Below are 23,007 nucleotides of genomic sequence, written 5' to 3'. Positions count from 1 at the left end.
GGATGGGAGAATAGATGAGTTCAACAACTTTACGCATCCTAGCAGTGACAAGTATTGCAACGCTTGCTTCATTTGGGATTGGACTCGCCCGGGCCGATAATTATCTTGAGACCAGAAGTCGAGTTGATGATTTTTTGTACGCAACTCGAATTTCCGTGCCTCAAGCAGCGCCGATTTTAGAGTTAACATTATCTTTGCCAGAACCAACGCGTGAAGAAAAAGTGCCCGAAGTTCAAGCAGAAGTCTTGGTCACAGATATCTCTGAATCACAGGAAAACCAAAGTTCTGTAACGGAAAGCAAGGAAATCAGTGTTTCAGCCGGTGGCGAACAGGCAGAAACCCAGGTTGATGTTAAGGTGAATGGCGAGTCGATCCCGCTTGAAAATATCGATGAACACGGCATCTCGATTGATGTCGATAACAGCAATACTCTTGAAGATTCCCGCAACGAGACAACGGTTGATGTCGATATAAACAGAGAAGTTTCCATAACTGATGACCCACCAGTGAATGAAAACACTTCCAGCTCGAGGAGTAATACCGATGTCGATCTAGATATCGATGTCGGCGGCAACAAATTTAAAGATATTGAAGACGGCGGCAGTATCACGCCTGGTAAAGTCAAAATTGATCTCAATTTTAACGATGAGAATTAACAGTCAAGAATGTTCTCGAAATGTAGGATTTGGCCGCGGTCATCAACATTTAGAGCATCAAGACGGATTTGTTTATTCGGGTAGCGACGAACTAGGTTCTTGGCGAGCGCCCGAAGTTTGGCTCGTTTTTTAGCGCTGATTCTTTCAGCGGCAAGACCATACCGACCAGTTCGGCCAGCTTTAACTTCGACCAGAATTAAAACATCATCTTTTTGAGCGAGAATGTCGATTTCGCCGTTCTTGAGGCGTAGGTTTCGAGTAATAATTTTATAATCGTGCTCTTCTAGGTATTTGGCCGCTTCATTTTCACCCTCTTGGCCAATTAAGATATTATCCTTCATTCATACAACTTCTATTTGTTATCAGAAAATCGGACTCGTCGGAGGAGTTGGGCGTTGATTGCTACGATGACTGTGCTGGCGCTCATAAATAAAGCGCCCAACCACAAAGGCAGGATAATCCCTTGGCCCGCCAAAACGCCGGCCGCGAGCGGGATTGCGATAACATTATAGCCCGTTGCCCAGATAAGATTCTCAATCATTTTGCGGTAGGTGGCGCGCGCCAATTCGATAATTTTCACAATATCGCGCGGGTCGCTTTTAATTAAAATTATACCTGCCGATTCAATCGCGACGTCAGTGCCAGCGCCGATCGCGACGCCCACATTGGCGCGCGCGAGCGCCGGCGCGTCGTTGACGCCATCGCCGACCATAAGAATGGTGCTCCCATCTTTTTGCAGTTCCCTCACCTTTTGATCCTTATGTTCCGGCAAAACTTCGGCAAAAACTTCTTTAATTCCAAGCTCTTTAGCAACCGTTTGGGCAACATCATTTGCGTCGCCTGTAACCATTGCTACCCTGACGCCGAGTTTGTGCAATGAACTGACTACGCTTTTTGATTCAGGTCGAATCAGATCAGCGAGAGCAAGTAGCCCCAGTGGCTGATTGTTTTTAAGTGCCACCACTACGGTTTTTCCAGCCGCTTGGTCGGTTTTCATCTGTTGCTGAAGAGTGGCCTCGAGCTGAATCCCTCGTTCTTTAATAAGTTGTGGCCCGCCGATAATAATTTCAGCTTGTCCAACTTGACCGCGAATGCCACGGCCGGCTAGAGCCTCTACGTTCGTAGCTTTTTTGCCGATAGAGCCTGCGCGTTTCAAAATCGCTTGAGCGATTGGATGCTCACTTGTTGCTTCGACAGCCGCGGTAAGTTCAAGGAGTTCGGTTGCAGGAACTTTAGCCGCTGGCCAAATGTCACTGACTCCAAACTGACCAGTGGTCAGCGTGCCGGTTTTATCGAAAAGAACAACATTTACGTTTCGGGCGGCCTCGAATTGCTTGCGATCTCGAATTAAAAGTCCGCCTTGCGTCGCAATCCGCGAAGAGATCGAAACTACAAGCGGGACGGCTAAGCCAAGCGCGTGCGGGCAAGCGATGACAAGCACTGAAACTGCCCGTTCAAGAACAAAGGCCGTGGCCGCGCCGGCCGCTAACCAGCCAATCGAGGCGCCGATACTTGCAAAAATCGCGATAAAAGTTAGGTAAAAGGCCGCGCGATCAGCGAGAAGCTGGGTGCGCGATTTGGAGCGTTGTGCTTCGGCGACGAGGCGCATGATGCCAGCCAGCGCTGTTGCTTCGCCAACTTTAAGCACTTCAATCGTGAGAACACCATTTCCGTTTAGAGTGCCGCCTATGACTTCATTGCCCACTCCCTTTTTAACAGGCTTCGATTCACCTGTAACCATCGATTCATTGAGATTTGATTCGCCTTCAAGGATCCGGCCATCGGTCGGCACTTTAGCGCCCGGTCGAATTAAGAGGCGATCGCCAACGCGCAATTCAGAGAGAAGGACTTTTTTAGGCTCACCATTTTCTAATCTTTCGGCGGTGTCTGGCAAGAGCTTGGCGAGTTCATCAAGCGCACTGCCAGCGGCTGAAACTGATTGCATCTCAATCCAATGTCCGAGGAGCATAACTAAAATTAAGGTTGAGAGTTCCCAATAAAATTCCGAACCTTCTAAAATGAAAGTTGTGGCGATTGAATAAGTATAAGCCGCTGTAATCGCAATCGCGATCAAGGTCATCATGCCTGGTTGTCTAGCCTTAAGTTCTCCCCAGGCCGAACGCAGAAAAACGATGCCGCCATAGAAGAAAATAAATGTGCCAAGGATTGGAGCGAGCCAGTCACTGCCAGGAAAAGTTGGCAGAGAAAATCCGAGCAAAGTTTGGAGAGATTCAGCGTAGAGAATGACGGGAATAGTAAGAATGAGTGTAATCCAGAACCGATCGCGGAACATATTAACTGAATGGCCACTGTGCTTGTTATGCGATTCACGTTCGTGAGATGTGTGTTTGCCCGGATGTGTTGCCGCTGGTTCAATTGGTTGGTGGTGTTCGCAGACAAAGTGCGTGATGCCTTGCGCATCGCAAAAAGCATGCGTCGCGAGCATGCCGCACTTTTCACATTTGGTGCCCGTTGGGATGGTTATGGATTCATGAGCCATAGTAAGAGTCCGATGCCGCTAATTAACATAATGAGACCAAGGATGCGACTTGCTTGTAAAACATGTCGATGTTGCCAGTTTTCGATTCGTTCCAAGACTTTTGGTCGCCCGACAACTACCAGAATAACTACAAGCGGAAGAATAAAAATCAAGTTATAGAGCGCTAGATAGCCAACCCCTTGCCAGAATGTAACAGTTTTAGCCAACAAGCCGACGATTGCTAAATACACTGCGCCGCTACAAGGAAATTCGCAAATCCCCACGAGTGCGCCAAGAATTAAACCGCCGATCACCGCGCCGCGTTCAGCTTGAGCGCGATAGTTTGACGGCACCTTGCAGGTCATCAACCAGCGAAGTCCAGGAATTTTTGCCGCCCAAAGTGGATTTAGGTGGCCAAGTCCAAAAACTATCAATAAGAAGGCGGTCAGCCACCCAAAAAAGTTATGTAAACCGAAAAGGTGAATCGCCTTTAAGAATCCCAAGCCGATTGAAAAATAGGTGATATAGACGCCAAGCACATACGCCAAGCCGAAAATAATTACATAGCGTCGAGCATGCCGGGCGCTGACAATAAAAGCGATCAGAAGCAGAAGAACACCGATTGCACATGGATTCCAAGAATCAGCGACAGCGCCGCCCAAAACAGCAGTCAGAGTGAGTGAATTCATTCTACCTCGGCGCTGAAAGCTAACTGTAAGCTTGGCGTGACTGGATCATCGGTGTGGATAAGCGCCGAGCGCTCAACTTTACCTTTGACTGGCATGACACTTGGTCGGTAGATAAGTTCGGCCGTTGCTGATTCGCCGGGCGCGATTTTGCCCGTCCAGGTTGTTTTGCCGTGCATGCTGAATTCTGGCGAAGCAGTGCCGTCGGCTAAAGTTAATTTTGCAAAAGTGCAGTCGCAGGATGTTGTCACTTCTTTGATTTCAAGCGGCGCCTTACCGTCGTTGCGCAGGGTGGTCGTTGCGGTTCGCTCTTCGTCGGTTCGCATCTTGCCAAAGTTGAAATTTGTTTCAGATGCAACCAAAATTGGCCGGTTTGGATCATCGGCAGAATAAGCAGAACTCATCGAGGGAGTTTTACTTGCGATCAATACCAAACCGGCGAGCAGAACACCGGTCAGACCAAGAATTATCCAAACGGTTTTATCCATAATCTTTCGCTATTTACTTTTTTGATTCCAAAGCCAAGCGAAAAGGGCGCTACCAAGATAAGCGACGATATTCCAAAAAATAAGACCTACGAAGAAACCCGGAAAAGTCAAACGTGCTCGGTCGAGATCGCCGACTTGCGCCAAGTGAAAGGTCATCCGACTCACCCATAAAGCGAAACCGGGGAAAAGCGCTACAAACGCACTACAAACAAGGTATGTAATCGTTGTCCATTGGATGGTGACGCTAGTCACTCTATTTGTATCTAACATAAATTCTCCTTAATTATGACCTTGCTTCCAAGTCATATAATTGGGTTAATTCTTGAACCATTTTTTCCGTCTCTCCCGTACGCACCTGATCGACCGCGCAGTGCTCAAGATGGTGGGCAAGTAGTAATTTATTCAAACTCTTTAGGCCCGACTGAACAGCTAAAGATTGAGTCATAATTTCAATACAATAGATATCCTTCTCAATCATATCAGCAATCTTCTTAAGATGCCCCTGGATAATTTTAATGCGATGCAAAGCGCGTTCTCGCGCAGGCTTTTTCATGCTCCAATCATATCCCCCTATAGGGGATTTGTCAAGAGGTTCTTAATTTTCTCTTTAAGGCTGTTAAAAACATTCTAGTCGTTAGGAATTTTTCATCAAAAATACAATAGAGACTTTCCGTCTTCTCTGGTTTGCCAATGAGTACTAAATGTTTACCAAGGCCGTAGGCGATACCGGCTTCAATGTGGCAGGATTGGCCGGCTGGTAACAGCAAGATAAAATTGCGCGCTTGTTTGAGCGCCTCTAGATCGATTTGAAAAATTTCCTTTATGGCTGGATCGGTTGGTGAACGGGCTTCAAACTCTTGCATTACTATCTCACCATTACTGTCTGCGGCGCCGACATACGCCAACGAAGCACGTGATTCGGCAAAGAAATAAACTGAATAGTCACGTTGCCTTAGGGCTCGAACCAACTCTGATGCGAATTCTTTATTTCGATACCTTGCAGAAATAAAATAATCAAAATTCATTCGATGTGTTCCTCAATAATTTTATGAATGCAAGATAACTTTGTCAGCGCCGGTCGAATCCTTGATCGTGCCGCAAACAATAAAAGTGCATGGCGACTCAACCATCCTTGTCACCCGATGAACCTCACCTGGCTCAACCATCAACACCCGACTTGAATCAACACTGATTGATTGACCACCTACTTCGATCTCCAGCGCGCCTTCTAAAACTAAAAAGTATTTGTAGCCGGTTTTACTGTAGTGGCGCGGTTCGACGTCAAGTTTTTGATCGGTTGTGGCTCGCACATAGGAAATTCCATGAGGATTTTCCCCTAACTCACCAAAATAATAATGGTTGCCGTTGCGATCATCCTTCTTTTTCTTAGCCATAAGGTTATCTTAGCATGTTTAAAGTTTGGACAGGGTTGATGCAAAAGTTTTAATCAATTGAGATTTTCTGTTATTGTTTTGCGTATGCGGTGAATCAAAGAAGAGTTTCTCAACCAGCTTGAACGCGTGTTCAAACTCAAGAAGATGTCGGTACTGGAAGTTGGCTGCGGTGATGGTTCTCGGTCGCTAAATCTTGCGCGCCGCTGCGAGCGACTGACCGCGATCGATCCCGAGATCGACAAAATTCGCGAGTCTAAGCTAGACCAAATTCCTAACACTGTTTTTGAAGCTGGAAAAACCGAGGATCTCAAATTTAAGAACCGATCATTTGATGCAGTCATCTTTACTCTTTCCCTTCACCACGTACCGATTCCCCAGATGACTACTGCCATCAATGAGGCAATCCGCGTCGTCCGACCCAACGGCTACATCGCGTTTCTCGGACCAACTGAAGATGGTTCATTCTTTGAAGCCGAACTGAAATTCGATGCTTGCGACGGTGATGAGCGACCAGAAAAACAGGCTGCTTATAGTGCTATTAGTAACCATCATGGCTTGCGCCAACTCACCGAACTTGATGATGAAACTGTTTTCGAGTTCGATTCAGTTGATGATTTTATTAACTCGATGGATCCAAAAAAAATACAAACAAGATTAAAACGTTTCTAGAATCATCCAACTTTATTTTGCGAGCAGAGCGGCGAATCAATATTTTTAAGCTGGCGTAGATCTCTGCATCACGTTACCCCGCGTCGCTCGAGGTGCTTGAGTATCCTTTCTTGACGGCGTCGCTTCCAGAAAGTGATCGGGTGGTCAGGACCGAGCGGATCGACCAAAATTGTGTACAAACCCAGACGATTGCCTCCTCGGATGTCCGAGAAGATTTGGTCACCGACGATGACGGTACTCTCCGGCGTTCCGCCGATCAGCGACATCGCTTGCTGAAACGGCTTGGGCTTGGGTTTAATGTTGGGCCAGCAGGCACACACATAATGTGGCGTATCAAGCATTTCTGCAATCTGCCGGATACGCGCCACACCGCCTCGTGTCCAGACACCAATGTTTGAAATGAGAGTAAGTTGTTCAATCGCTCCTTGTTCACGCATTGCCTTCAGATAATCTACCGCGCTTGCCGCCACAGCAGTGTCGTTGCGCAGGCATAGTGTGTTGTCAACGTCTAATAGGACGTGTCTGCGTCCCATTTCGGCTAATCGCTCAAAGTCAACTGCGCAGATGTTTTCCACCCATGCATTTGGCTGAAGCTCCAATTTAATTGCATTTCCTTCTAACTTTGAATTATCCCACTCCCCAGCTTTTGCTCTACAAATTGGGAGAATGACTGCAATTTCGCTGATGTGTTCGCGGACAGTTGTCAGCTGATGAGAGGTATCTTTAATCCTTTGTTCGCTGACCGACTGCTCTTTCGTCAACTGATCTGCGCCAACATCAATCTGCTCTTCGACTAATTCTTCATTAGTTTCTGTTAGCTCTTCAATCAGTTGCAGGTCAACAAAATTTGCCACAGGATTTTCTGTGGTCGGTGTCGGCGCATTGGTTATTACTGGTGCCTCACTGCCACTGCCACCTTCGGCCTGATTGCTTATTGGAACCTGTTTCTCCATAAACTCTTTCATAGTTCAATCCTACTTCGCTCCAATTCAGAGCACTGACCAAGGGTCAGTGCTCTGAATTGGAGGGCCTGGTGGGAATCGAACCCACTACACGAAGCTTAAAAGGCTCCTGCTCTACCAATGAGCTACAGGCCCGTGAATAGCAAATTGTACTCGAGTATTCTCGATTCGACAAGCAACGCTAGGTACTAGAAACCTACTCTCGTGAGAAAACTATGAGAGCGGTGGCAATGAGATTGAAAATCGCATGTGTTATCATTTGGCTTGTTGGCAAGCCAGCGAAGAGTATATACAAATGCGTCACCCCAACGATCAAGATTCCGATCCAAAACATCCATTTTTTCATTTTTGCTCCTTTCTTGAGCCATTTATTGTCTACTACTTAATAATTATGCACTTACAAAGGGATGGCGATTCCAGCCAAAAAATATTAACGAGGCGATTGGCAGGGCCAGCCACCAAGTATGGTGATTTACTAGAAAAGCAACCATACTTGATTGAGTCATCATAGCCGCGCGCGCTTCGTCGGGCAAGAACGAGAGCAGGGTCGTCACGATTAGAGCCGTATTCAAGAAGCTATACACAAAAACCTCAAACGGTGAAAGTAGGCCTGTGCCACGATCGCCGTTGAGGCCGCCTTTAGTGATGACGAGAATCATGAGACCGATGAAGAGCGACGCTTGAATTGTAAATGGCGAAACTTGTGAACTGACAAAGAAAGAGTTGATGGTTTTTTCACCGGCAAAGAATTGAGAGATAGGTGCTGTCAGCACCTGGGTTATCACGAGAGCAACATAAACCGCCACAAGCGTCACGACGGTGCGCTCGCGTTGAAGCATCATGCCATAGGCAATGCCAACAATGAAGAGAATTGTGAGAAACAAATCCCAACTTGGTGTCACAGGTTATCCCTCCTGATTATTTATCAGTATACCACAAGTCAGCGGACTGTAAGCGCAGAAAAGAGAAGAGTTGTGGGTAAGATGAGAACGTTGCATTTAGATTCCTTCTTGTTGAAGTTGTTCGACGAGTTCCCGTTGTTTTTTAGAGAGACGTTTGGGATAGGCGATGCGCACCGTTACTAGCAAGTCACCCTTTCCGCCTCGGTAAGGAGCGCCTTTGTTGGCAAAGCGAAAGGTTTGGCCATCTTGTGTGCCAGGCGGCAATTTGAGCTCAATTTGTTCACCCTGATTAGTTTGTAGATTGAGGGTATCACCAAGCAACGCTTGAGTAAGTTTAATTTGCACCTCAACTTGGATTTGTGAAAAAGCCCGGCCGAAGAAACTTTCGAAAACATCTCCAAAACCGCCAAAGCCAAAATCGGCGCCGCCGAAGATGTCTTCAGATCGATAATTGCCGCCGCGGCCACCAAAATCAGTCGTGCCAAATTGATCATACTGGGCGCGCCGGTTTACGTCTGAAAGCGCTTGGTAGGCCTCGTTAATTTCTTTAAATCGCTCGGAATCCCCACCTTTATCCGGGTGATGCTCTTGGGCAAGTTTGCGATAGGCGCGCTTAATCTCATCTTGGGATGCAGATCGAGAAACACCAAGAATGCTGTAGTAGTCTTTAGCCATAATCTTGAACTATACCCGTCTCGTGAACGTTCTTCAAGATTAGAGGCTAGTCTCGGCCGGTCCGGTAGCATCTTCAGCGCTTTCAGTTGAAGGTGAAAGCTCATTGCCGTTTTCATCGACAACTTCGCCTCGATTCGGATTGACAAGGAGCGTGAAGCTCTCGCCCGAGGGCGCCTTATATTCGACTGACCACCAGAGCCAGCCGCGGGGCGCGCGTTGAGAGAGAAAGAGCGTCACACGTGTGCCCGTATTCGCAAGGCGAAAATCGTTTCCGCCGTTATCTTCAGCCAGTTGCAAGGCTTCAACATGATTCATCTTCCAATATTCAAGGTTAACCGGCGTTAATTCGGCGCCGAGAAAATCTTCTTTTGGAATAATTGCTCGTACAAATTTACCTGTTTCTTGGGAAAGCGAGTAGGTCCACCAGTTACCAGTATCTTGCGCTGATCCGAACACATAAACTTCATTTCCAGAATCAAGCGCCAGTGAGGCCGGCAGTTCAATTGAAACGTAGGTCAGCGCAGCATCAGGATGCCAGGCCTGGACCGCATTTCTGGCTAGATTTAGATGAGTCTCAAGTGTGGTGTCAACACTTGAGGGTAAAATCGTTGTCAGGTCGTCGGCTGTGCTTGAAGTCTCGGTCTCATCAGCTGTTTCGGTCGCGGTCTCGCTCGTTTCATCACTCGATTTAGAGTTCTTGCAACCGGTGAGCGTCACCGCAAGTCCAAGAATCACAAGCCAGAAGTAATGCCGCTTCATTCCCATTCCCCTCCTCAAAGTTTTACGTGACAAGCTTTATTTTTTCTCGTCAGTTTTCTGGTCAGTTGATTTTTCATCTCCACTTGGTTCGGAAGTTTGTTGGTAGAGTTCAGCGCCAACTTCGTTTAATTTTTGTTCGAGCGTTTCGACGTGCTTTTTCAGTTCTTCAGGATCATTTTTTCCAAGCGAACCTTTCACCGCCAAAATTGCGTCTTCCACAGCTCGTTTCCCCTCGGGCTTGACCTTGCCTTCAGCGTCTTTTAAGGTCTTTTCAGCAGTATACACCATTGTATCGGCGCGATTTTTAAGCTCAATCAGTTCCCGTTTCTTTTTGTCTTCGTCTGCATGAGCCTCGGCATCTTTCTTCATGCGTTCAATCTCTGTTTCTGAAAGTCCGGAGGAAGATTGAATCATGATTTTCTGCTCTTTACCAGTTGCTTTGTCTTTGGCTGAAACGTTTAAAATGCCGTTAGCGTCGATATCGAATTTAACCTCGATTTGGGGGAGACCGCGCCGCGCGGGCGGGATGCCATCCAAAATAAAGCGGCCAAGCGAGCGATTATCTGTCGCCATCTGCCGTTCACCCTGGAGAACATGAATTTCAACTGAAGTTTGTGAATCAGCGGCGGTGGAGAAAATTTGTTCCTTACTCGTTGGAATTGTGGTGTTGCGCTCGATGAGAGGCGTTGCAACGCCGCCGAGAGTTTCCAAGCCAAGTGTCAGCGGCGTGACATCTAAAAGAAGCAAATCCTTAACTTCGCCGCCCAATACTCCAGCTTGAATCGCCGCGCCGAGCGCCACAACTTCGTCGGGGTTAACGCCTTTATGTGGCTCCTTGTCAAACATTTCAGTGACAAATTGAGTAACCTTTGGCATGCGGGTTTGGCCGCCGACTAGAATTACCTCCCCAATGTCTTTATTTGAAAGCTTGGCGTCTTTGAGCGCCTGCTCGATTGGTTGGCGCGTGCGCTCAATGAGATCATCAACCAGCGCCTCAAGTTTGGCGCGCGTCAAGCGCATCACTAAATGCTTCGGGCCGCTGGCGTCGGCAGTAATAAAAGGCAGATTAATTTCCGTTTCCAAGTTTGATGAGAGTTCGATCTTAGCTTTTTCAGCCGCCTCCTTAATACGTTGGAGCGCCATGGTGTCTTTAACAAGATCAATTCCTTCAGATTTTTTAAATTCGTCGATAATCCATTCCATAACTTTTTGATCGAAATCATCACCGCCAAGATGAGTGTCGCCCGCCGTTGACTTGACCTCAAAAACACCGTCGCCAATCTCGAGGATCGTTACATCGAATGTGCCGCCACCCAGATCGTAAACGGCAATTTTGCCTTCTTTGCTTTTGTCGAGACCGTAAGCCAAGGCGGAAGCCGTTGGTTCATTGATAATGCGTTTCACTTCCAGGCCGGCAATTTTGCCCGCATCTTTAGTCGCCTGGCGTTCTGCGTCATTAAAGTAAGCTGGCACCGTAATCACCGCCTCGGTTACCTTGTTGCCTAGATAAGCTTCGGCATCGGTTTTAAGTTTTTGCAAAATAAAAGCTGAAATTTCTTGCGATGAGTAATCTTTATCGCCCATTTTAACTTGAATTGCGCCGTCGGCGCCTTGTTTGAGTTCGTAGGGCACGAGACTCTTGGTTCTTTGGACTTCAGCTTCATCGTAGCGTCGACCGATGAAACGCTTAACCGAATAGATAGTATTTTTAGGGTTTGTAATCGCTTGACGCTTGGCGATTTGGCCGACGAGTCGTTCATTGGTTTTACTCAACGCAACAATTGAGGGCGTGATATTGCTCCCTTCGGCCGAGGGGATAACTTTCGGCTTGCCACCCTCCATCACTGCGACAACTGAATTAGTTGTACCAAGATCAATCCCGATAATTTTACTCATGATTCCCTACTCTCTCCCCTGTTTGCTTCTCGGCGCTGACTACCACGCGCGCTGGTTTCACTATTTTACCATTATATTCATAGCCTGCCTCTATCTCACGGATCACGGCGCCTGGAGGATAGTCAGTCGTTTCTTCTTCGGTAAGAGCTTCGTGCTTGGTTGGGTCAAAAGTTTCACCCAGGGTTTGGATCCGTTTGAGATTGTGAGCTTTAAAAACTTCTTCAAATTGTTTTTGGATATGTTGAAAACCGATTGCCCAGGTCGTTTCTTTGGCGGGCAGATGCTCAAAAGCACGTGTGAAGTTATCGAGTATGGGGGCAAGTTCGAGGAGAATATCGAGCACGGCCCATGCACGCATGAATTTCCGTTCTTCTTCATGTCGACGTCGAAAGTTTTCAAAATCAGCCTGTGTGCGTTGCCAGCCCGCTTTGAGCTCGGCGCATTCAGCTTTTAGTTTTTCCACCTCTTCCCGATTACCTGTTTGCGAACTTTTTTTCATTCTTAGCCTCCCTCTCGCCTATAAAACATTCGATGTTACACTAGTTTTAGCCGGAGGGTCAAGTTCAACTCTGAATTTGAAATTATGAAGGAATCAAATAAATTTTAAATCCTATCCATTACTCATAACGAGCGCGTGTTTACTCGCGGGTCTTTTCGCGGGCACATTTTTAGCTCAAAAACATCTGCCGTTGATCGCTGTTCTCGGTGCGATTGCGGCGCTTTTGGCGTCGGCTTTAGCTTTGCACAACGCCTATTCTTGGGTGCAGGTACCGTTGGCAATTTTAATTCTTTTACTTGGAATCGGCTTCACTCTTTGGCGTCAGGCCGCGCTCCCGATCATTCTTGAAGAATCTGAATATATTGGGCGAATTATTATCCAGTCGGAGCCGGGGCCAGCCGGGCGACAGTTCGCCGCTTATGGTGAATTAGATTCGGGGCTTCGCGTCCGACTCGTGTTTGCGCCATCACTGGAGACAGAAGTGCATTATGGAGATGAGCTGTTAATTACCGGCGCCTTGCGCCCACCCGAATGGAATCGAGAGTTTAACGAACGTGGTTTTCTCCTAGCGCATGGCGCTGTTGGTGTTTTAGAAAACGAAACGATTGAAAAAACTGGCCAGAACTTGGGTAATCCAATTATTGATAAAATTTTTCGTCTGCGCGCGTGGCTCTTAAAGCATCTCTCTCAAACGCTTGAGCCCCCGAATGATACGCTCATTGCTGGGATTCTCTTAGGCGCCAGAACAGAACTCGCGGCGAATCTCAAAGAGGCGTTTCAGCGCACCGGACTAACCCATATTTTAGTTGCGAGCGGTTCAAATGTTTTAGTGCTAGCGCTAGCGGTTCAATTTTTGCTTCTGCCGTTCGGCCGCCGCTTGAGTTTGTATGTAAGTCTTGCATTAGTGGTTATCTTCATGATTCTTGCGGGGCTCGACGCGTCAGTGGTCCGTGCCGGTATCTTTTATGCTTTCACGGTTCTTGCGCTCTTGATGGGTCGTCAAGTCCATCTTCCGACCACACTTTTGAGTGTTGCTGGTTTGCTTGCCCTTATTAACCCATGGGCGCCGCGCTTTGATATCTCATTCCAGTTATCTTTTGCTGCTGTTGCGGGTCTATTCATCTTCACGCCAGTTTTTTTGAAATGGCTACCTGCCTGGTCCGGTCGGGAGTATCTTGCGCCCACCCTGGCGGCTGAACTGGCAACTCTGCCAATTATTCTCTATTACTTTAATGAAGTCAGCATTGTCGCGCCGTTAGCGAATGTCCTTGTTTTACCTTTTGTGCCGGCGCTTATGGGCCTTGGCTTCCTGGCGCTAATTTTGGGCTGGTTGCCAATTATTCCTTGGGTAACTAATGGCATCAGCACAGTTATTCTCACAGTCGTCTCATTTTTCAGCGCGCAAACTTGGGCGAGCGCTGATTTAATCTCGGCTTCGGCAAAGTCGATCTTGCTCATAATTTTACTGGGAATGATTGGAATTATGTCGGTCATTAGAATTAGATTAAATTTCCAGGAGGTTGTGGGTGATGAACGCTAGGCGCGTTCGCGCCACTCGCTTTAATCTTTTTTTCTTGACCGCGCTGATTGTGGTTGGTTTTGTTGTCCAACTTCTCCGCCAGCCAATCGAAGCCAGCGGTCAACTCATAGTCCGTGTTTTGGATATTGGTCAGGGGGATGCGATTCTCGTCACAACCCCAGAGCGAGATCAGATTTTAATTGATGCCGGACCCGGCGCTGAAGCCGTGCCGGTGATTTTACGCTTTTTGCCTGCAAAACGCTTAACTCTAGTCGTTGCAACGCATAACGATGCCGATCATATTGGCGGTTTTCCAGGGCTATTTGAACGTATCCAGGTTGATGAGGTCTGGCTTTCGGGTGCGATCCACACCACGCAAACTTTTCAGGCCTGGTTGCGAGCAGTGCAATCTTCGGGTGCGAAGGTTCAAATTGTTAAAGCAGGCGTTGAACGCTTAATTGGAACGACTCGCCTCATAGTTCTCCATCCTTTCGAGGATTTTACCGGTCGTCGGCCGGACGAGAATCATGACGCCACGCTAGTTGTTAAGCTCACCTATGGCTTAACGAGCGCACTTTTTACGGGCGATTTGGATGAAAAACAGGAAGCGGCGCTTGTAGCCAGAGATTCGGCGAGTTTAGGGGCAACGCTCTTAAAGGTTAGCCATCATGGCTCTGAACATGGCAGTACGGATGCGTTTCTTGAGGCCGTGCATCCAAAATATGGGGCAATTTCAGCTGGCGCCGAGAATCGTTATGGCCACCCGCACGCTCAAGCGCTTGAACGCTTGGCGGAGCATGGCATTGAGACCTATCGCACCGATTTACAGGGGACTTTAACATTTGTGAGTGATGGTCTATCGTTCCACGCAAGCAGTGAAAAATAAAATTTTTCATAGTTATTGGCTCTTTACTCTTCACACGTAACCAATTACCCTTCAGTTATGTCTGGTCACTCCAAGTGGGCGCAGATTAAACGCAAGAAGGGAGCGACTGATGTCAAACGAGGCGTTCTCTTTGGCAAACTCGCAAAACAAATTACCGTGGCCGCGCGTTTAGACAGAAATCTTGAAATCGCCATTAACACCGCGCGCGCCGCCAATATGCCTAGGGAAAATATCGAGCGAGCGATTCAACGCGGCGTCGGAAACGTGGCGGGCGAAAATCAAATTGGAGAAGCGCTCTATGAGGCGTACGCGCCAGGTGGAACGGCGCTACTGATCACTGTTTTAACAGATAATTGCAGGCGCACTCTTGGAGCGCTTCGGGCGATATTTAATAAATATGGAGTCAATCTTGCCCAAGCTGGAGGGGTGCGACATCTGTTTGATTATCGTGGGATCGTTGAAGTCGCGCGGGGAGAAGATCCCGACGCAACCCAGCTTGCGCTTATTGAGGCCGGAGTTGATGACGTTTTGATTGAAGATGAACGGGTGATTGGTTATACAACGCCTCAAAATTTAGAGTCGGTCACCCAAATGCTTAAGTTGCAGACCATCGTGCCGTTGGAAACTAGATTCGCCTTTGTGCCTAAAATGACAATCGAGATTGATGAGCCAACACGCGACAAGCTCCTGACACTTCTTGAACAGATCGATGATCTGGAAGATATAGATTCAGTTGAAACGAACGCCACTTTATGAGAGCGTGGGGCACTGAATAAAGGAGGAATATGAGAATTCTCGTGTCGGGTGGAGCGGGTTTTATTGGGTCGCATATCGTTGAAGCATATCGATCGTTAGGGCATGAGCTTGCCATTCTCGATAATTTCTCAACAGGATTGCGTGAAAATGTGCACCCGGACGCCAAACTTTATGAAGTTGATTTAACCGATCAATCGGCCGTAGAGCGCGCCGTGCGAGAATTCGAGCCCGAACTCATCAATCATCAAGCGGCTCATCTTTCAGTGCCTGAATCAGTGAAGAAGCCGCAGTTCAACGCCACGGTCAATATCTTGGGCTTTCTTAATTTAATGGAAGCCGCTCGTAGATCGGTTAAGCGCGTAATTATTGCCTCAACCGGCGGCGCGCTCTACGGCGACACCGATCAGGTGCCGACACCCGAAACCCATCCGACTTTGCCAGTTTCGCCTTACGGCGTGACTAAATTGACAGCCGAACAGTACTTGCACTTTTACCATACCGAGTACCCCGAAATTAACTGGGTAGCGCTTCGGTATTCCAATGTTTACGGCCCACGGCAAAATCCTAAAGGCGAAACCGGTGTGATCGCGGTTTTTCTCGAGCGAATGATGACTGGGCAAGCGGCCACGATCTATGGTGACGGTTTGCAAACGCGTGACTATGTTTTTGTTGAGGATGTGGCGCGCGCGCATGTGGCGGCTCTCGATAAGGGCAATGGCGCCTATAACATCGGCACTGGCCAGGAGACAAACGTCAAAGAAATTTATGCTTTTCTTCAAAAAGCGACTGATCTTATTCAAGAAGCACAGTTTGGACCAGCGCGTCCGGGTGAACAAAAGCGCTCGGCGCTTGACTGCGCACGCGCTAAAACTGAACTTGATTGGGAACCGATGATTGAACTTAAAGAAGGCGTTCAACGCACAGTCGATTGGTATAAGAATCGAAAAAGCTGACATGCGGATTCTTGGTATTGATCCAGGGATTGGAACGACTGGTTGGAGTGTGGTTGAGCCAAGTGGCCACCAGGCTATACTTGAGGCCGCAGGTACGATCACAACAACGCTTGGGCTTGCCACGGCCTATCGTTTAGCTGAACTTTGTCGAGAAATTCGCACCCTAATTAAACGTTTCAAGCCGCGTGAAATGGCCGTTGAGCGACTCTTTTTTAGCCGCAACGTAACCACAGCGCTTAAGGTGAGCGAGGCGCGCGGGATTGTTTTACTGGCGGCTGCGGAATATAATCTGCCAATCTACGAGTACACCCCGCTTCAAGTTAAATTAGCCGTTACTGGTTATGGCAAGGCCACTAAACAACAAGTCGGACGTATGTTGCTTCATCATGTCCAAGGGGCGGCTATCCCTAATCAAGATGATGCCGCCGACGCGGTGGCGGTGGCCGTTACTCATGTCACCAGCCGAACTACTATTAGTCTGCAAAATTTAGTTGGAGTTTAGATGCCACAACTGCGTCAAAACATTGTCACTGGCGAGTGGGTGGTGATCGCACCCGAGCGCGCCAAACGCCCAACAGATTATATTGTCAAGCGAGCGGTGCGCACTGACGCCGCCGCGGAGTGTAATTTTTGTATTCATGGCTCGGCGTATCTCGAGCGCCTGCCAAGTTTTGAGACTGAACGCGTGTATGTTATTCCCAACAAATACCCGGCATTTCTTGAGGATTCAAAGCGGTGCAGTTCGCGTTCGGCGCAGATAGAGAATGGATTTTATACGGTTCGGCCGAGCACAGGTGGTCACGATGTCGTGATCATTAAGGAGCATGCAATAAACTTGCCGGAATTTACTCCAGAGGTCTGGCATGATCTGAATACAATGATTCAGAAGCGAGTCGAGTATTTTTATACGACTTGCAACGTCGTCAGCGTGATGCCGATTTATAATCATCGCAATGAAGCTGGGGCGTCAATTTTGCATCCTCATGCGCAGATTTTTGCTTCAAATGTTGTGCCGAACACAATTGGCCATGAACTTCATGGCGCCAAACAGTACTTCGAAAAAAATGGCGCCTGTGTTTTTTGTGATTTAATTACTCACGAACGCGAATTGTCTAAAAGGATTGTTTTTGAGAGCGAGACGTTTATCGCTTTTACATTCTATGCCGCTCGTTTCCCATTTGAGATTTGGCTCCTACCCAAAGGCCACTCTTCCCGTTTTGAGGGTATCGACGGGGGGAAATTGGCCGCCTTCGGAGAGGCGATGCGTCAAACGCTCGGCGCTCTTGATCAGACGCTTGACGATCCGCCGCTTAACTATGCTATTCATACCTTGCCCGCCAGCGTTGAAAGCGCTGACCATTACCATTGGCACGTTGAAATCACTCCTCGTCTTTCAACCTATGGCGGCTTTGAGATCGGCAGTGGCATGATTATCGATGTGATGAGCCCCGAAGACGCGGCAAAGTATCTCAAGGATAGTAATTAGTAGTTCCACTGCTATACTAAACATTCTGATTCTGATTATCAGAGAAAGTGAGGCCTTCAGATGCGCATCTTATTCCTATTACAGTACCCTTTATTTGGGAGTGGTAGTGGGACCTACGTGCGCAAGCTGTCTGAGCATGTTGCGGCACGATTCTCTGATGATAGTGTTGCTCTTCTTTGCCCCAATGAGGCAAACCATACGTTGCGTGGGGTCAAGCTGTATGCGCTTAATCTTCCAATAAGAGTCGTTGCAACATCGCATCCTGATTGGCCCGATGCGAAGCGATTTTCAGATCTCACAAATGCTGAGATTGTTCAATTATACTCTTCAGCTTTCAGGCAAATCCTACAGGTGGTGAATGAGTTTAAGCCAGATGTTATCCATGTGAATCATGCTTCTTATTTCACCTGGATCGCCCAATACATCAATGCGATCTACGGCATAAAATACCTGGTCACCATTCATGGGACGTCATTAATTACCGCTGCCGAAGATAAGCGATGGATACCCTTAACAAGATCAGCGTTGAAGCACGCCACGATCATCAACACAGTTTCTGGGCATACAAAGAAATGGTTTCTTAAAACGTTCGGGAAGGCGGGGATAGCGCATAAAACAAAAGTTATTACTGGAGGGATTGACCTTCAAACGTATCCGAAAGAACTCCCCATAAAGATTATCAACGGAAAATACCATCTCGGTAATAAAAAAATTGTGATTTTCGTTGGAAAACTCAGTGAACACAAGGGTGTAAACTACCTCATTAAAGCTGCGCCAAACATCAAAGCAGAAATTTTTATTTTAGGGAGCGGGGAAGGTAGAAAAGATCTTGAAAAATTGGCCCAGGATCTCGGTGCGGATAACGTACATTTCCTTGGATATTTTGGCAAAGAGTATCTGAACGAGCTCAGGGAATTCTATCGGAGAGCAAGCGTGTTTGTTTTCCCCTCCGTTGTTGATGAGGCGCTGGGTTTGGTCGCGCTTGAAGCAATGGCGTCGTACACCCCTGTCGTTGCAAGTAGGAAAGGCGGCATTCCGTTAGCAGTGAAGAACGATGTCACTGGGTACTTAGTCCGAGCGAGAAGCGCAAAAGCAATTGCCGAACGAGTAAACTACATTTTAGAACACCCAGAAGTAGAAGAGCGCCTGGGTAAGGCCGCGCGTGAGCTTGTTGAAGACAGGTTTGATTGGAAAAAAATCACAGACCGTTTTCACGATTATTATGAACAGACTGTGCAACTAGGGATTGAGCACCGGAAGCGAAGAAAGCTACCGATCAATGTTGAGTTTGAGACACTTGAGATAAAGAAAAAAGGGCTCGACTACATATAGACTGGCTATTATGAAGATTCTTGTTCTCTCCCGTTATTATTCTCCGGTCGTTGGTGGAGCCGAATTGGTCGCTCAGCAGCTAGCGGAAGAAATGGCGCGCAGAGGCCACCAAATGACTGTCGTCACCGGTAGCGAAACGGCGCGTCATAATCACCAATTGAATGGTGTCACCGTAGTATGTTTACCGAGCTTCCATCCTAAGCAGATTTCAATTGAATCCCGGAAGCTCTTTGAAAGAGATATGGAGGCTATACTGGAGCAGTCGGCTCCTGATGCCCTACACGGGCATAACATGGCATTACCTTTTGATATAGATCGGTCGCTTGTCGCCTTTCGACTTAGTCAGAAGTTCCAGATTCCTTTCATACTTCATGCACACGATGCGCAGGCTCGTGAACCTGAAAAAACCCAGAAAATTGCTCAATTGCGTTGGGGAAAAATTGTTACGGTGAGCCAGTATGGTAAGGATGCATATCTTCGACAAGGAGCCAACCAGGCCACAGTTCAAGTCATTTACAATGCCGTGGACCCAGATGCATTCCATCCAAGAGTGCAAATTCAGCATCCTTTAATTCGTTCTCTTAAAGAGCAATTAGGTGGTAGGCTGTCCGTGTTGTTTCCTGGCAGGTTGGCCAGCATGTCAACCGGGAAATACCAAGAACAGAAACGTTTTCGCACCGTTCTTCGAGCTTTGCCTGCAATTGTTGAGCAATATCCCACCATCATGTTGCTCGCGCCGGTGAACAGGCAAGATGTGCCGAGTGAACAGCTAGAAAAAACCCTGGCTGATTTCCGGCACGAAATCGTTTCGCTTGGACTAAAGAATCATGTACTCTTTATAGAGCAGGTCGCTCATGAATTCGTGCCACAATTACTGCAACTTGCACAGATTTCTTGTCTCCCTTCGTTTCGCGAAAGTTTCGGAATCGCACATGTGGAGGCAATGAGTATGGAGAAAATTGTGTTTGCTGGGAATTCAGGTGGACCAAAAGAAATAATCACGCATGGTAAAACTGGATACCTTGTTGACAGTGATGATCATGAAGGTCTTGCCAGAATACTTTGCAAAATTATCGAAACCTTGCCTGCTCAAAAGGGCGTGGGGAGAGCAGCGCGAACATCAGTTCTCCAGAGGTTCTCAATAGGTCGACAGGCAGATCAATTCGAAGCTATCTACCGGGAAGTCATACAAAGAGGGGTGTTCGTATGAGAATTGGAGTTTTGCCGCTTGAGAGCAGAAACTTATTCACAAATGAAAAAGCGATTGCAGCGCCTACGACATTGGCGGGTACAATTGCTGAGGGGCTGGCTGCTCGTGGGCATGAGGTCGATGTGTACGCAGCCAGCGACTCCCAGCTTCAAAATGCAACGCTCAAATCCTTCGGTCTAGGGTCAATCTATGCCCAGTATGCTGAGAAATTGAACAATGACCCAGCATATTACACGAGGCTCATGGTTGAGTACGAGCTCTATATGGCCTCGGCAATTATCGAAGCAAGCGGACAGTACGATATCATCCATGCTCACGACCCTGCTCGACTTATGTACTTTTCTTCTTTTGCCCAGTGTCCCCTTGTATACACCTACCACGGCTCAGAGCCTATCACCGATCACCAAGAGCCAATACAGCAGGCAAGATTGAAGCGGTTTCATGCGAGTAGCCTTTTTGTTGCTATTTCCGACTACCAGAGGTCTGAGCTCCAACCATCATTCCAAGTTGTAGATCGAATTTATCATGGCATTGACCTTCAGCAAGTGCCGTTTCAGCCAATTGGAAGTGATGAGATTTTATTCGTTGGTCGCCTCGGGACACAAAAACAGCCCGACCTTGCCATCAGAGTAGCGCAAGAAGTAAAAAAGCGTATACGCTTGATAGGAGAGTTGAGTCGATCAGTCAGTAACGCGGCATATGTGAAGCAGTTAGAGATATTATTGAAAGATTCAATGGTTGAATATGTCGGAGTATTGAGTCAGTCAGAGGTATATACAGCATACCAGGCGCGACTTCTCATCCACCCGGTGAAATTCGAAGAAGGTTTCGGTATGGTACTCATAGAGGCAATGGCAACAGGGACACCCGTGGTAGCATATGCGCGAGGTGCGATTCCCGAGGTCATCGAAGATGGAGTTACTGGATTTATTGTGAATCCTTCACTCGAGGGACGTCGTGGGAACTGGATAGTTCAAGCCACAGGAAAAGCTGGTCTCTGTGAGGCAGTTGAACGCATTTATGCGCTTTCGAATGATGCTTACAAAGCAATGCGCCAAGCCTGTCGAAAGCGTGTCGAAGACTATTTCAGCGCCTCGCGCATGCTGGATGATTACGAGCGCCTCTTCGTAAAACTTGTCGCTTAGCGCAGTTAGGGAAGTATATGAAGATCGGCATTTTTGGTTCAGCAACGTTGAACGCACCATATACACCTGGAAAAATCAATGCATCGCTGAAGCTCTGTTATGAATTGGCTGAATGGTTGCAAAGCAATGGTCACGATGTGAGGTTTCTTGGGATCACTGACCGCGAGCCAGAATTTCATGTTGAGACGTTTGGGACACTGCCAGGGGTGTCGGCAGATGCTACCAATGAGGAGAAGCTTCAAATTGACAGCATTATTTTTGAGCGTGCACTTGCGTACGTCGAACGAGAGAAGTTGGATGTAGTCCTTGGGTGGGATCCACGTGTTGTCTTGCCGGCCATCGCTCAGTATCCCGGAAAGAGAAGTGTCCCCCTAGTTATGAGTTTGCACGACCGAACAAGTGTCCAGCAGGCTCGACAACTTTGTGAAGCTCATGGTCGGGAAGAAGTGTACTTCGTAACGAATTCCAAAGATATGCAAGCGTACTGCCGTTCACTTGGTGACGAGCTTGAACCACTCTTTGTCGCGACTAATGGTGTAAATGTTCATGAAATTACATTCGTGAAACAGCCAAAAGAGTACATTGCTTGGGTCGGACGCATTGTTCCTTCGAAAGGCCTTCACCACGCTCTTGACGCTGTTTCGACAGTCGGTATGCAACTCAAAGTTGCGGGTCCATCTTCGCCAAATCATGAAGCATACTTCGCCAGGGAAATTGAGCCTCGCCTGAAAGCGTTGCCGAATGTAGAGTATCTTGGGCGTGTCACGCAGGAAGACGCTATCACCCTGATGGCAAACGCGCAGGCACTTCTTTTCCCATCTGATGGTCTGGAGCCATTCGGCATGGTAGTTGTTGAAGCGATGGCAGCAGGGACGCCAGTCATTGGCCCCCGAATGGGTGCGTTTCTTGAGACGATCGTTCACGGGGAAAGCGGCTATCTTTATAATGATGTCTCTGAGATTCCTCAGCTTTTGAGTCATGTGGCCAAAATATCTCGGACGTTCTGTCGTGCGTATGTAGAAGAGCATTTCTCGACTGCAACAATGGCGCGTAAGTATGAACTTTGTTTTAGGGAAATTGCGACAGGTAAAGTATGATCCGGACATTGCGTGGCGAGATGACACATCACTTTCCAGTTGGGGTGGTGATTGAGGTGGCGGGGGTTGGGTACTTGGTGGCGGTACCGGCGCGGTCGGTGCCACAGATAGGGGAACAGGTGTTTCTGTTTACCTATCAACATGTGCGCGAGGACGAGTTGGCGTTGTTTGGGTTTGCAACGCTTGCTGAACTCGAACTTTTTAAACTTCTTCTCACCGTGCCGAGTATTGGACCGAAGCTCGGTCTGACGATTCTTTCGACCGCGACTCCTGACGAGATCGCGGCGGCGGTAGAACGGGATAATCTTGGTTTTTTTCAGTCAATTCCAGGGCTCGGTAAAAAGGGCGCGGCTAAAATTATCGTTGAACTCAAAGGCAAGATTGTTGCAGGCAGAGAAATAACCATTCCTGGTGGCGGCAGTGAGCTCTACGATGCGCTTGTCACACTTGGGTATGCGTCTGCAGAAATTCAGGAAATCTTGAAGAGACTACCTAAGGAAAAAACGTCGCTCGAAGAGCAAGTCGCTTGGGCTTTAAGAGAGGCCGCTCAAGTTTGAT

At 47.8% G+C, this 23,007-nt stretch carries 28 protein-coding genes and 1 tRNA gene; 13 read left to right on the top strand and 16 right to left on the bottom strand.

Features of this window, described 5'->3' with window-relative positions:
* The first annotated feature begins 14 nt into the window (after window positions 1–14).
* Window positions 15–656: a hypothetical protein gene (locus tag HYW32_02050; GenBank protein MBI2589783.1), complete on the top strand. Its 642-nt coding sequence runs from the start codon at window positions 15–17 to the stop codon at window positions 654–656.
* On the opposite strand, the gene HYW32_02045 is transcribed toward HYW32_02050, so the two are convergent.
* Genes HYW32_02045 through HYW32_02010 form a run of 8 tightly spaced genes read right to left on the bottom strand, consistent with a single transcriptional unit; the run spans window position 653 to window position 5,703 of the window.
* Complete coding sequence (locus tag HYW32_02045; GenBank protein ID MBI2589782.1) at window positions 653–997, bottom strand: YraN family protein; 345 nt, start codon at window positions 995–997, stop codon at window positions 653–655. The genes HYW32_02050 and HYW32_02045 overlap by 4 nt on opposite strands.
* Window positions 998–1,008: 11 nt before the next feature.
* Window positions 1,009–3,102 carry a copper-translocating P-type ATPase gene (locus HYW32_02040; protein ID MBI2589781.1) on the bottom strand — a complete coding sequence of 698 codons (2,094 nt, stop codon included), beginning with the start codon at window positions 3,100–3,102 and terminating at the stop codon, window positions 1,009–1,011.
* A 35-nt stretch (window positions 3,103–3,137) separates the two neighbouring features.
* Window positions 3,138–3,824 carry a hypothetical protein gene (locus HYW32_02035; GenBank protein ID MBI2589780.1) on the bottom strand — a complete coding sequence of 229 codons (687 nt, stop codon included), beginning with the start codon at window positions 3,822–3,824 and terminating at the stop codon, window positions 3,138–3,140.
* Window positions 3,821–4,309: a DUF1573 domain-containing protein gene (locus HYW32_02030; protein ID MBI2589779.1), complete on the bottom strand. Its 489-nt coding sequence runs from the start codon at window positions 4,307–4,309 to the stop codon at window positions 3,821–3,823. Before HYW32_02030 ends, HYW32_02035 begins: the two co-directional genes overlap by 4 nt.
* Before the next feature lie 9 nt (window positions 4,310–4,318).
* On the bottom strand, window positions 4,319–4,579 hold the full coding sequence (locus tag HYW32_02025; protein MBI2589778.1) for a hypothetical protein: 261 nt from the start codon (window positions 4,577–4,579) through the stop codon (window positions 4,319–4,321).
* A 13-nt stretch (window positions 4,580–4,592) separates the two neighbouring features.
* Window positions 4,593–4,862, bottom strand: coding sequence for a metal-sensing transcriptional repressor (locus HYW32_02020; GenBank protein MBI2589777.1), 270 nt, complete (start codon window positions 4,860–4,862; stop codon window positions 4,593–4,595).
* Window positions 4,863–4,893: 31 nt separating this feature from the next.
* Complete coding sequence (locus HYW32_02015; protein MBI2589776.1) at window positions 4,894–5,334, bottom strand: hypothetical protein; 441 nt, start codon at window positions 5,332–5,334, stop codon at window positions 4,894–4,896.
* Between the two features lie 21 nt (window positions 5,335–5,355).
* Window positions 5,356–5,703 carry a hypothetical protein gene (locus tag HYW32_02010; GenBank protein MBI2589775.1) on the bottom strand — a complete coding sequence of 116 codons (348 nt, stop codon included), beginning with the start codon at window positions 5,701–5,703 and terminating at the stop codon, window positions 5,356–5,358.
* A 144-nt stretch (window positions 5,704–5,847) separates the two neighbouring features.
* On the opposite strand from HYW32_02010, the gene HYW32_02005 reads away from it, so the two are divergent.
* Complete coding sequence (locus HYW32_02005) at window positions 5,848–6,372, top strand: class I SAM-dependent methyltransferase (protein ID MBI2589774.1); 525 nt, start codon at window positions 5,848–5,850, stop codon at window positions 6,370–6,372.
* A gap of 68 nt (window positions 6,373–6,440) precedes the next feature.
* Here HYW32_02005 and HYW32_02000 read toward each other — a convergent pair whose 3' ends face one another.
* From HYW32_02000 to HYW32_01965, 8 genes are all read right to left on the bottom strand, one after another.
* Entirely contained in the window at window positions 6,441–7,337 is an 897-nt protein-coding gene (locus HYW32_02000; protein MBI2589773.1) for an HAD hydrolase-like protein, read from the bottom strand.
* 57 nt (window positions 7,338–7,394) lie between these two features.
* Window positions 7,395–7,469, bottom strand: a tRNA-Lys gene (locus tag HYW32_01995).
* A 61-nt stretch (window positions 7,470–7,530) separates the two neighbouring features.
* Window positions 7,531–7,680, bottom strand: coding sequence for a hypothetical protein (locus HYW32_01990; protein ID MBI2589772.1), 150 nt, complete (start codon window positions 7,678–7,680; stop codon window positions 7,531–7,533).
* Window positions 7,681–7,723: 43 nt separating this feature from the next.
* The gene (locus HYW32_01985; protein ID MBI2589771.1) at window positions 7,724–8,236 is read right to left on the bottom strand and encodes a hypothetical protein; all 513 of its coding nucleotides are present in this window, start codon (window positions 8,234–8,236) and stop codon (window positions 7,724–7,726) included.
* Between the two features lie 96 nt (window positions 8,237–8,332).
* Window positions 8,333–8,914: a DnaJ domain-containing protein gene (locus HYW32_01980; protein ID MBI2589770.1), complete on the bottom strand. Its 582-nt coding sequence runs from the start codon at window positions 8,912–8,914 to the stop codon at window positions 8,333–8,335.
* Window positions 8,915–8,950: 36 nt separating this feature from the next.
* Window positions 8,951–9,676 (bottom strand): hypothetical protein, encoded by a 726-nt coding sequence (locus HYW32_01975; GenBank protein MBI2589769.1) that lies wholly within the window; start codon window positions 9,674–9,676, stop codon window positions 8,951–8,953.
* 30 nt (window positions 9,677–9,706) lie between these two features.
* Window positions 9,707–11,566, bottom strand: coding sequence for a molecular chaperone DnaK (gene dnaK, locus HYW32_01970; GenBank protein ID MBI2589768.1), 1,860 nt, complete (start codon window positions 11,564–11,566; stop codon window positions 9,707–9,709).
* Window positions 11,559–12,065 (bottom strand): nucleotide exchange factor GrpE, encoded by a 507-nt coding sequence (locus HYW32_01965; GenBank protein MBI2589767.1) that lies wholly within the window; start codon window positions 12,063–12,065, stop codon window positions 11,559–11,561. The genes dnaK and HYW32_01965 overlap by 8 nt, the downstream gene beginning before the upstream one ends.
* Before the next feature lie 190 nt (window positions 12,066–12,255).
* Here HYW32_01965 and HYW32_01960 point away from each other — a divergent pair, with 190 nt between their 5' ends.
* The 11 genes from HYW32_01960 to ruvA all read left to right on the top strand — a co-directional run bounded on the left by HYW32_01960 (window position 12,256) and on the right by ruvA (window position 23,006).
* A complete protein-coding gene (locus tag HYW32_01960) occupies window positions 12,256–13,605 on the top strand; it encodes a ComEC/Rec2 family competence protein (GenBank protein MBI2589766.1) in 1,350 nt (449 codons plus the stop codon).
* Window positions 13,595–14,470 carry an MBL fold metallo-hydrolase gene (locus tag HYW32_01955; protein MBI2589765.1) on the top strand — a complete coding sequence of 292 codons (876 nt, stop codon included), beginning with the start codon at window positions 13,595–13,597 and terminating at the stop codon, window positions 14,468–14,470. Before HYW32_01960 ends, HYW32_01955 begins: the two co-directional genes overlap by 11 nt.
* A gap of 57 nt (window positions 14,471–14,527) precedes the next feature.
* The gene (locus HYW32_01950) at window positions 14,528–15,226 is read left to right on the top strand and encodes a YebC/PmpR family DNA-binding transcriptional regulator (protein ID MBI2589764.1); all 699 of its coding nucleotides are present in this window, start codon (window positions 14,528–14,530) and stop codon (window positions 15,224–15,226) included.
* A gap of 29 nt (window positions 15,227–15,255) precedes the next feature.
* Complete coding sequence (locus HYW32_01945) at window positions 15,256–16,179, top strand: GDP-mannose 4,6-dehydratase (protein MBI2589763.1); 924 nt, start codon at window positions 15,256–15,258, stop codon at window positions 16,177–16,179.
* A gap of 1 nt (window position 16,180) precedes the next feature.
* Complete coding sequence (gene ruvC / locus HYW32_01940) at window positions 16,181–16,681, top strand: crossover junction endodeoxyribonuclease RuvC (protein MBI2589762.1); 501 nt, start codon at window positions 16,181–16,183, stop codon at window positions 16,679–16,681.
* Window positions 16,682–17,665, top strand: coding sequence for a galactose-1-phosphate uridylyltransferase (gene galT / locus HYW32_01935; GenBank protein MBI2589761.1), 984 nt, complete (start codon window positions 16,682–16,684; stop codon window positions 17,663–17,665).
* 117 nt (window positions 17,666–17,782) lie between these two features.
* Window positions 17,783–18,997, top strand: a complete 1,215-nt coding sequence (locus HYW32_01930; GenBank protein MBI2589760.1) for a glycosyltransferase family 4 protein — start codon at window positions 17,783–17,785, stop codon at window positions 18,995–18,997.
* Window positions 18,998–19,007: 10 nt separating this feature from the next.
* Window positions 19,008–20,207 carry a glycosyltransferase family 4 protein gene (locus HYW32_01925; protein ID MBI2589759.1) on the top strand — a complete coding sequence of 400 codons (1,200 nt, stop codon included), beginning with the start codon at window positions 19,008–19,010 and terminating at the stop codon, window positions 20,205–20,207.
* Window positions 20,204–21,352: a glycosyltransferase gene (locus HYW32_01920; GenBank protein ID MBI2589758.1), complete on the top strand. Its 1,149-nt coding sequence runs from the start codon at window positions 20,204–20,206 to the stop codon at window positions 21,350–21,352. Before HYW32_01925 ends, HYW32_01920 begins: the two co-directional genes overlap by 4 nt.
* Window positions 21,353–21,369: 17 nt before the next feature.
* Window positions 21,370–22,449 (top strand): glycosyltransferase, encoded by a 1,080-nt coding sequence (locus HYW32_01915; GenBank protein ID MBI2589757.1) that lies wholly within the window; start codon window positions 21,370–21,372, stop codon window positions 22,447–22,449.
* Window positions 22,446–23,006, top strand: coding sequence for a Holliday junction branch migration protein RuvA (ruvA, locus tag HYW32_01910; protein ID MBI2589756.1), 561 nt, complete (start codon window positions 22,446–22,448; stop codon window positions 23,004–23,006). The genes HYW32_01915 and ruvA overlap by 4 nt, the downstream gene beginning before the upstream one ends.
* Window position 23,007 lies beyond the last annotated feature (1 nt).

The sequence above is a fragment of the Candidatus Berkelbacteria bacterium genome (genome assembly GCA_016187225.1).
Lineage (GTDB): Bacteria > Patescibacteriota > UBA1384 > JACPKC01 > JACPKC01 > JACPKC01.
This window is presented reverse-complemented; position numbering and strand designations above follow the sequence as displayed.